This is a genomic window from Bacillus sp. FAU20 (genome assembly GCF_056033865.1).
The window spans coordinates 1-9,259 of sequence record NZ_JBVYHY010000015.1; the positions used below are offsets into that span (position 1 = coordinate 1).

Genomic DNA, 9,259 nt, shown 5'->3' on the forward strand with positions numbered 1-9,259 from the left:
ACTCTACGAGCGAATGAAGATATTAGTGCTGTTGGTCAAATGTGGGCGAAAGCATTTAACCCTACGTCTGCTAGAAATATGAAAGAGAATATAAAAGACATTCCTTTCTCGGCTCTTGATAAAATCATGAGTTTGGCTATAAAGCAGTACAATTTTAGAGACGACATGTATGATCTGTATCAAATGCGTGTGAACAAACCAGAGGAACAAACAAAACCATATACAACAAAAGAAATTGAAACGTATTTCGGTATGATTGCGGATGATACGGAAGATATATTTACAGATAAAGAGAAACGAGCCATTAATTTATATAATACTGTTTCTATTCTTATTGCAGCCTTCCAACAGCAGTATTATGAATTTAACGAAGAGTTAACTACCGTTAAAGGTGATAATAAACAATTAAAAGAGCAGGTTGCGATACTAACAAACGATGTGTCTACATTAACAGAATTAGTACAAAAATTAATAAATGGGAAACCAGAGCAGCCATAAGCTGGTCTGATTTTTATTATCTAAAAAAGGAGGGGAAAAGATGGATCGTATTGATGTATTATTAAAAACCTTTATTGCCACTTTTGGTGGCTTCTGTGGGTATTTCTTGGGAGGATGGGATGCAACATTGAAAGTCCTAGTAATCATGGCAGCTATTGACTATATCACAGGAGTGGTCGCAGCAGGATATAACGGAGAGCTAAAAAGTAAAGTTGGTTTCAAAGGTATCGCCAAAAAGGTGGTGCTTTTTCTTTTAGTTGGAGCGGCAGCTCAATTAGACACAGTGTTAGGGAGTAATAGTGCTATTCGTGAAGCAACAATTTTCTTCTTCATGGGTAATGAATTACTTTCACTTTTAGAAAATGCTGGTCGAATGGGTATTCCGTTGCCACAAGCTTTAACAAATGCAGTTGAAATTTTAGGTGGTAAACAAAAACAAGAAGAGAAAAAGGGAGATGTTCAATAATGGGACACATTGTAGATATTTCAAAATGGAATGGTAATATTAACTGGCCTGTAGCAAAACAACACATTGATTTCATCATCGCTCGTGTACAAGATGGTTCAAATTATGTAGATCCATTATATAAGAGGTATGTACAAGCTATGAAGCAACATGGAATTCCTTTTGGTAACTATGCATTCTGTCGTTTTGTTTCTGAAAATGATGCACGTATAGAAGCTCGTGACTTCTGGAATCGCGGAGACAAGAGCGCAACAGTCTGGGTTGCTGATGTGGAAGTAAAAACAATGAATGATATGAGAGCGGGCGCGCAAGCGTTTATCAATGAATTACGTCGATTAGGTGCTCAGAAAGTTGGTTTATATGTTGGCCATCATATGTATGCTCCATTTGGAATGGCAAATGTAATTGCTGACTTTGTATGGATTCCTCGTTATGGCGGGAAGAAACCTGATTATCCATGCGATATTTGGCAATACACTGAAACAGGTAATGTACCTGGTATCGGTAAGTGTGATTTGAATGAATTAAATGGAGGTAAGCCACTATCTTGGTTTACAGAAGAGAAGCAATCAGAACAAATTGATTCTAATGGCGGATATCAATTTGTTAAATCTGGTGGATTTGGCGTTTCATTGGTTCCAGAAGTATTAAATGCTATGGTTGAACGCGGAACTAAAGGTCAAGTTATTTCTGATCCATCAACTGGTATCGCATACTTACAAACGGAAGTATTACCTAATGCTGAATTAGATAAAATCACTTGGTGGATGGATACTAGACCTGAAGGTAAATGGTTCTACGAGTATATTAAAAAATAAACAATAGCCAAGGTAAAACATACTATGTAACAGCAAATGAAGCCTATGTGTATGTGAAGTAAGTAAAAGAGGGTCTGCTCAACTTTGAGTAGACCCTCTTTTTTTATTCAGTGCTATCGACAATTTCATAAAATTTAAACATTAATTGAATCTTTTGAATATTTACAAATGTTTTTATAAATTTTATAATATTTACATTTTTGTGATATTATTGTAAATTGTTGGTGAATTAGGGAAACGAAAAGGGGGATTTAAAGTTGAAAATGGTTAAAAATTTTACAAGAGTTGCTCTAGCTGGGGTCATTGGATTAAGTGGATTAGGATTAATTGGAGGTACTGCAGCTAGTGCAGAAGAAAATAATTTACCAACAGTAAGTTCAGCAAATGCCCTTAACAAAACAGATATCAAACATAATTTTGCTGCTTTAGGTGGTTTTTCAGTTTATGCAGATTTAAATTCAGATAATAGAGAATTTGATACAGATAATGCAGGATCTGGTGATGCAAAGGCCAATGATGTGTATTATTTCACTGTAACACCATTAGGTGGTGGAACATATTCGTATGTTAATTTTTGGATGGATAAATACTCTACTAGTAATAAAATGACTTTTGAAGTTTATAAAAATAACAATTTAATACAACGAGCTACATCACAAGGACGATATGCTGAAGTAAGAGATTTAAGAGTTACAAGCGGTACCTATGTTGTTAAAGTTTTTGATCCTACTGGAAGTAACGACAGTTCCGTACGCTTGAGAGCTAGAATTTATTAATATAAAATTAAAACTAGCCGCCTCATATGAGATGCGGCTAGTTTTTTTATTATTATAGTTTATATTCGTTCTTTAAATTTACAACAATATAAAAAGCTAACTACAATTGGTCAGCTACATCGACAATTTCATCAAATTTAAATTCCGTATGTAAATTAAACGCATCTGTGCAATGTACCGTATTAGTATGTAAATCAATTCGTATAACAGTTATGTACATATTACTAATAAATCCATCCCGATAAAACGAAATAAGTATATCTTCCTGCCTCTGTGCAGAATCAATTAAAACACGTTCAATCCGCTCTTTTGTATCCTGCGTAAGCATTGGTTTAGGTACTTTGTTCAACTCACCCATTATCTCCCTAATCCCCGCGAATTGCTCCGGCATGCTGGCAAACGGCTGCCACTTGATCATACCGCGTCCTTTAATCTTTGGTGCGCCCCAACTCAGATTATCTATGGTGATCCCCCGATTCGTGTATGTAATTTATGCTCATTATACACGAACGTACGTTCTTTTTAAACTGCTTTTTTTGACTCGTTGTTCTCCTCTAATATCTTATTTAAAAATTCTATTCGTCGTTGGATAAATTCAATTTCGCTTCGGCGAGCTGCATTATATCCTTTAAAATGACCTTTTGCATATCCATCAGCAGATTTTATTTCCTTTTCGAAATCATTAATGCTATCTGTTAAGAATTGAATGCGTTCATTCATTACTTCTATGAAATATTCAACTGACTTTCGCTCCATACTCACATAAACAACTCCTTTTGTAAAATTGCACCATTGCTTTACATATCCCAAAAGTCATCTGCTTTTGCATTTGGTTTTACATCACGAATGGCTTTCAATATTTTTTTCATAACAGTTGGACTAGGTATGTACTCTTTATCATTACATGCTTTAGAAACAGTAGGGCGGCTTAACTTAGCAGTTTTTTCTAAATCATGTTGATTAAATCCGTTCCGATCTAAAAAATCACCTAATTTTGTACGTTTCTTTCCTCCGAACTTCCAAAACACGTTTATCCCTCCCGAACTTATTTTCAACATTCTCGTCAAAAACGTAAAAAAATATTCGCGTAGACCGTAAAAGTTTTTTACATATTGTCCAAGCTGTGCCCCATATGATTTATCAAGGTCGCTATCAAATTAGTTATCAAAGCAGCTATCAAGTTAGCTATCAAAGTAATACTACCAAGGTTTTCAATCAATAAACCTAAGTATCATCAGGATTTTAAATTCTGTTTATAAAGGGGAGTTTTCTATGTTAACTACATTTATTTCATTAGGAGTATTAGGAGTAACGACAATTGGAGGGGCGATATTAGAAAAGCATCTTGTAAAAAATGATCACGTTGCAGCAGCTAAACTTTTAAGTGATGGAATGTATCACGGAATGAGAATAGGTGGAGTTTGTTTCATCGGCTATGTATTTATCAAAATCTTAATCATGTTCTAGGAGGTATCACATGGAATTCATCAAAGAATGGCTTCATAAACAAGGTTTGAGGAATCAACTTATGGAGGTATTTGGAAAAGCGGGGTTATTTGTGGACCATCAAACGAGAGGCGGAAAAGTACCAATTTATCCAAAGATACATTCCATTTCTTCCACACAAGAAAATATTCAATATGTATTTACCATTCCGAATGGTTTGGATCCTAAGACTATTGAAAAGAAATGGTTTTGCTTTCAACAAATATTAGGTCGTAATGTAGCAATTGAAGGTGATATTAAAAAGTTTGTGCTTAATGTATTTCATTCAGATGCTGGATTAAAGCGATACAATTACAACTTTAAACAATGGCAGCCATTACTAAAACATCACCGTCTTCCTGTTGTGGTAGGACGGGACCAATTCGGAAATATGATTGTGTATGACATGGTTGATTCAAATACACCACATCTACTTATAGCGGGGGAAACAGGGAGCGGGAAAAGTAGCATGGTGCGTGTTGTTCTGTCCACACTCATTCAACACATGTCCCCAGATAAATTACATTTGTACCTGGGTGACTTAAAAAACTCTGAATTTCATTTCTTACGAAGAGTAAAACACGCAAAAGAGGTTTGCATGGAAGAAATCGAAATGAAGATTATGCTTCAGAAAGTGTGGAAGGAAATACGTGAACGAAGAAAGCTAATGGAAGAGTATGAAGTGGATCATATTGATGAATACAACAAATTAAATCCTGACAACCAGAAACCGTACATTTTACTAGCAATTGATGAAGTGGGCATGTTGCAGGATGAAAAAGAATGTATGGCTACAATTGAAAAGATATCGGCAGTCGGCAGGGCACTAGGAGTATTTTTGATGCTTTCTATGCAACGTCCTGATGCAAAAGTATTAGATGGTAAGTTAAAGCTGAATATGACCGTTAGAATGGGCTTTAAATGCGATAGTACGATTAACAGTAATATCATGGGTACACCTGGTTCAGAACACTTGGAGCAATTGGGCCAAATGATATTGAAATTAAATGGATTAAAGAAAGTGCAAGCTCCTTATTTAGAATTAAGCAAAGCAAAACAAATCGTTGAACCTTATCGCATTCCCAAAGAGGATACAAAGCTTCAGAATCCTCCACAAGAAGAGAACCAATTGTTCGGGGTGTTAGATTATGAAGAGTAGAGACAGAGCGATAATAAGCAATCTGAAGCGCTTTAGATGTATGTCTCGTGACGATATAATAGATTTACATTTTAATGGGTTAAAAAACGCAGTTACTTGCTGCAACACGGTGATGAAAAGATTAAGGAGAGACGGTCATGTGGATGCAAATATCACGCAGCAGCCATTTATATATTTCCCTCAACCTAGCACACTTCGAAAAACTAGCCAAAAGATTCCCCACTTCCTCGGCATTGTGGACGTATACAAACAACTGATTCATTATGAAAAACCGAAACTATTTAAAGTTGAACCGAAATATGGAAAAGAATTTATGGAACCTGATGCATTTACAATATGGCGCAGATCGCCATTCTTCATTGAAGTTCAAAAGTCAGTTTATAGTAAAAAGATGATGCAAGATAAGATAAATAGGTATGAGTTATATTTTCATAGTCAGGAATGGCATAACGAATCGTGGCAGCCCAAAGGAACTAAATACTTTCCATCGATTCTCATCATTACTGATAAGCAGTATGATATTAACTCTTCTAACTTACGAATCTTTCAAGCTTCTTCAATTAACAATTTCATGGAGAGTCTTGCTGTAAAAGCATAATAACGAGAGTTTTATTAGTGGGAATTGTATCCGTCATAGCGTTATGCGGTGATTTGTTCATTATGTTTGATAGTCAGGAACGAGGATTCTCGCTAATAGGTCGTGCAGGGATTGGTTTGTAGTAGTTCAAATGATCCCGTTGTTTATGAGATTACTTGTTGAGATTGCTAAAGCTATATAGTTTTATTAATAAAGTATTATAGGGAGGAATTTGTTTAAATTCCTTCTTTTTCTAATAGTAAAATAGTTATATAATGATTTTTGGAATTATATTACTGACGTTTAACATTAAAGGGAGAGAATAGTAATGAAGAAAATAATTATTTCAGGTGTATGTGCAGCGGTATTTGGTACAACTTTTTTTGCAGATAACTCTATGGCCGAGACATTAGGTAATAACGTAAACCAGGGAATACAAGCTGCAAGTGCTCAAACTAGTAGTTTTATAGATGTGCCACAATCTCATTGGGCATATAAAGAAATTAAATATATGGTGGATCACAATATAATGTTGGGATACGGCAATGGCTATTTTGGAGCTACAGATAAAGTAACACGTGAACAATTAGCGGCATTTTTATATAGAACGGTGAAAGTTTCGGATTATGATATGTCAAAACCGCTTCCGTTTAATGATATAAATGATTCAATGTTTAAAAAGGAAATTGTAGCAGGATATCATGATGGACTTTTCTATTATGCAGCTGATGGTCGCTTTAATCCAAAACGAATCTTAACTCGAGCGGAACTTGCTCAAGCTTTCAACAACGCCTTTTGGTTAAAAAAGAAATCTGATCACCAATTTAATGATATGCAAGGACACTGGGCAAATGAAGCCGTAAAAACCTTATATAGTAACGGTATTACTAGTGGTGTAGGAAATAATAACTTTGATCCAAATGGAACTGTGACGCGTGAACAATTAGCAGTATTCCTATATAGAGCCATTCCAGTAACAAGCAGAACTCTACGAGATAGTGCCAAATAAAAAAAATGACTCAGCAGAGTCGTTTTTTTATTTGCAGGATTTTTTTTACCATCATGGAATACTCTCACTAGGAGGTGTTGTGACGTTATGACGGACGAAATTGTTTATTCTGCTAGTGAAGTATACAAACGACTAGGAATTTCCGATAGCACCCTTAGAAAGTACATGGAAGTATTGTCACGTGAAGGATTCGCAGTGAAGAAGGATAATCGTGGCAGACGCCAATACACAGACAATGACATTATGGTGATTGAGAAGTTAATTGAACTGAGTAAGCATGACGGTATGACGCTAGAGAAGGCAGCGAAGATGATTGCGCAGCAAATAGAAAAGGTTAATCCGGATCTGATTCAAGAAGAGCCTGAGGAAACGGACTTAGTGCCATTCCACATTAAACAACAACTACAGGAACAGTACAGCGTTATGACGCAAGAAATGAATCAGAGTATGTTAGCGATGGAGAAGCGATTAAGCGAGCAGGCCAAGCAAAGCAATGAGGAAATCAAAGCAAGCGTAGAAGCACATAATGAACGAGTGGAAAAACGATTGGAAGCGCGAGACGAGACGCTTATGAAGACACTGCGTGAGATGCAGGAAACGAAGAGAATGATGCAAGAATTTCGTGATGAGGTTGCTGCTGCGAAAGAGAAGAAAAAGCCGTGGTGGAAGTTCTGGTGAGAATAAGGAGGTTCCCTTGTGAGAGTAGGGTTCCTCTTTGTCTTTGCTACCGATAATGATGCGCTTTGTTAAACACACTTCAAATAAAACATTAGGAGGAATGTACTTATGTCTAATGAAGTTTTGCCTTTCACAGTAAGACTAGCCGCTCCAGAAGATTTTTCGGATATATCAAATATAAACAAGCAAGTTCAACAGTTACATATAGAGGGAAGACCAGATATTTATTCTGATACTACAGCTTCTTTGGATCAAAATGCATACCAAGAGTGGTTTAAGGATAAAACCATAGAGATATTTGTAGTAGAGGACAATAATAAAGAGATTCTTGCTTACATAATCTTAGATATTAAAGAACCATCTGAAAATCCAAAGTTAGTTGAGCGAAAAGTACTCTTTATCCGCAATATTGGTGTAAGCGAAATATGTCAAGGAACAGGAATAGGAAAAATATTAGTACAAAAAGCATTTGAGTATGCTAAAGAAATACAAGCAACAAGTGTAGAATTAAATGTTTTAGAATTTAACAAGAAGGCTATACGATTCTACGAAAAACTTGGATTTAAAACACAGAGTCGGCAAATGGAATTTGTATTACCTGATGCTTAAAACTATTTCCTATATCGATAATCGTGTAAATGAGCTAGTGGTGTTAGTTCTGATGAGAGCAAGAAGAGGAATCGTTAGCCCAGGTTAGGAATGTAGGAAAATAAAGTTGTAGAAAAAAGAAAGATGGCATCCCTTGTAAGAGTAAGGATTCACTCTTTTCTTGCTATCAATAATGTTAAATTTATATGAATATCCTATTCCTCCAACTTTACACAAAATTGTCCTTGCTAATGGTACAATTAGGATAGTGGAGGAATATTATGGGATATCTTAATCAACTTTATGTAATACTGTATTTTATAAGCGGCATGGCAGTATTCGCATTCTTTAATTCTGATTCACCAAAAACTAAGGATAAAAATTTAACATTCATAATGGTCAGTTTCTAGGGGCAAACCTATGCACAATTCCAGTGGCTTTATTTATAGGTGTGATGGCAACGTTTCTCCATATAGTACTGTACTTGATTTTTGGGGAGGATTTCTCTTTATTCAGGGAATACCGCTCCTTCTACTACTTGTAGCTTTAATATGGTGGTTTATCCAAAAGGTGAAAGGTAAAATCGACACATCAAGTTTAAAATGCCTTCCGCTAACGATGGCGGTTTTAATAAGAGGGGACATAAAAAAGAAGTATCCTTAATGAAAAACTGGGATACTTCTTTTTTCTTTATTTATTCTCTAACGTCTCATAGAGGCGCTTATACATGTCTTTATATGCTTTAGAATGTCGGTTGACTAGCTGAGAATCTACATAATGCTCAACTAGCATGTCAATGATGTTATTAATTGATGTTTTATCCATACCTTCTTGTTCCTTAATAAATGGTTTAAGGGTATTTAGCTTTAGCAAAACAGCAGGTGAAATTTTAGCTGTTTTAGATGGAACTAAACGTTGATCTGGTTTCTCTGGTATCTGTATTTCCTTTCCGTGTTAGTTTGATCGTTTTGAATAACTAAATCTGAACTCTCCGTAATAGGTGTCACAGTTACTACAAAAGATTTACTTTTATTGTCCAAAGGTACCACTCCCAGTTAGTTTTTCTATCTTAAACGGTTAAAACTATCTAGCATTTGTATAGGTAACGATAATGTTATTATCAGCTGTTTTCCCAGTGTATTCAAGTAAGTTAAAGAAGATTGATTAAGTATAGATATATTAAAAAAGTGGAAATATTCAAATAT

At 35.4% G+C, this 9,259-nt stretch carries 13 protein-coding genes and 2 pseudogenes; 11 read left to right on the forward strand and 4 right to left on the reverse strand.

The features are described 5' to 3' along the window. The 4 genes from AC0OM3_RS12040 to AC0OM3_RS12055 all read left to right on the forward strand — a co-directional run. Nucleotides 1–498, forward strand: a 498-nt coding sequence (locus AC0OM3_RS12040) for a tail fiber domain-containing protein (protein WP_474211981.1), incomplete at its 5' end; no start/stop codon positions are given. 40 nt (nt 499–538) lie between these two features. After that, nucleotides 539–964: a phage holin family protein gene (locus tag AC0OM3_RS12045; protein ID WP_474211982.1), complete on the forward strand. Its 426-nt coding sequence runs from the start codon at nt 539–541 to the stop codon at nt 962–964. Next, nucleotides 964–1,782 (forward strand): GH25 family lysozyme, encoded by an 819-nt coding sequence (locus tag AC0OM3_RS12050; protein WP_474211984.1) that lies wholly within the window; start codon nt 964–966, stop codon nt 1,780–1,782. Before AC0OM3_RS12045 ends, AC0OM3_RS12050 begins: the two co-directional genes overlap by 1 nt. Nucleotides 1,783–2,045: 263 nt before the next feature. Next, entirely contained in the window at nt 2,046–2,558 is a 513-nt protein-coding gene (locus tag AC0OM3_RS12055) for a hypothetical protein (RefSeq protein WP_087965711.1), read from the forward strand. A gap of 100 nt (nt 2,559–2,658) precedes the next feature. Here AC0OM3_RS12055 and AC0OM3_RS12060 read toward each other — a convergent pair whose 3' ends face one another. The 3 genes from AC0OM3_RS12060 to AC0OM3_RS12070 are packed head-to-tail and all read right to left on the reverse strand — an operon-like array spanning nt 2,659 to nt 3,586. Continuing rightward, on the reverse strand, nt 2,659–3,021 hold the full coding sequence (locus tag AC0OM3_RS12060; RefSeq protein ID WP_098829598.1) for a YolD-like family protein: 363 nt from the start codon (nt 3,019–3,021) through the stop codon (nt 2,659–2,661). A 59-nt stretch (nt 3,022–3,080) separates the two neighbouring features. Further along, on the reverse strand, nt 3,081–3,314 hold the full coding sequence (locus AC0OM3_RS12065; RefSeq protein ID WP_253621427.1) for a hypothetical protein: 234 nt from the start codon (nt 3,312–3,314) through the stop codon (nt 3,081–3,083). 41 nt (nt 3,315–3,355) lie between these two features. Further along, nucleotides 3,356–3,586, reverse strand: coding sequence for a helix-turn-helix domain-containing protein (locus AC0OM3_RS12070; RefSeq protein WP_098829596.1), 231 nt, complete (start codon nt 3,584–3,586; stop codon nt 3,356–3,358). Nucleotides 3,587–3,830: 244 nt separating this feature from the next. Here AC0OM3_RS12070 and AC0OM3_RS12075 point away from each other — a divergent pair, with 244 nt between their 5' ends. The 7 genes and pseudogenes from AC0OM3_RS12075 to AC0OM3_RS12105 form a co-directional block, all read left to right on the forward strand. Then, nucleotides 3,831–4,025 carry a hypothetical protein gene (locus AC0OM3_RS12075; protein WP_061885373.1) on the forward strand — a complete coding sequence of 65 codons (195 nt, stop codon included), beginning with the start codon at nt 3,831–3,833 and terminating at the stop codon, nt 4,023–4,025. A 10-nt stretch (nt 4,026–4,035) separates the two neighbouring features. Next, nucleotides 4,036–5,202 carry an FtsK/SpoIIIE domain-containing protein gene (locus tag AC0OM3_RS12080; protein ID WP_098829595.1) on the forward strand — a complete coding sequence of 389 codons (1,167 nt, stop codon included), beginning with the start codon at nt 4,036–4,038 and terminating at the stop codon, nt 5,200–5,202. Then, nucleotides 5,192–5,800: a replication-relaxation family protein gene (locus tag AC0OM3_RS12085; protein ID WP_098829594.1), complete on the forward strand. Its 609-nt coding sequence runs from the start codon at nt 5,192–5,194 to the stop codon at nt 5,798–5,800. The genes AC0OM3_RS12080 and AC0OM3_RS12085 overlap by 11 nt, the downstream gene beginning before the upstream one ends. A 307-nt stretch (nt 5,801–6,107) precedes the next feature. After that, a complete protein-coding gene (locus tag AC0OM3_RS12090) occupies nt 6,108–6,788 on the forward strand; it encodes an S-layer homology domain-containing protein (RefSeq protein WP_098829593.1) in 681 nt (226 codons plus the stop codon). Nucleotides 6,789–6,875: 87 nt separating this feature from the next. Beyond that, entirely contained in the window at nt 6,876–7,466 is a 591-nt protein-coding gene (locus AC0OM3_RS12095; RefSeq protein WP_098829592.1) for a DUF3967 domain-containing protein, read from the forward strand. 108 nt (nt 7,467–7,574) lie between these two features. After that, nucleotides 7,575–8,075: a GNAT family N-acetyltransferase gene (locus AC0OM3_RS12100; protein ID WP_098829591.1), complete on the forward strand. Its 501-nt coding sequence runs from the start codon at nt 7,575–7,577 to the stop codon at nt 8,073–8,075. A gap of 260 nt (nt 8,076–8,335) precedes the next feature. Then, nucleotides 8,336–8,645: pseudogene (locus tag AC0OM3_RS12105) on the forward strand (hypothetical protein); the annotation flags it as partial. 99 nt (nt 8,646–8,744) lie between these two features. On the opposite strand, the pseudogene AC0OM3_RS12110 reads toward AC0OM3_RS12105, so the two are convergent. Continuing rightward, nucleotides 8,745–9,094, reverse strand: a pseudogene (locus AC0OM3_RS12110) (hypothetical protein). Between the last annotated feature and the right edge of the window lie 165 nt (nt 9,095–9,259).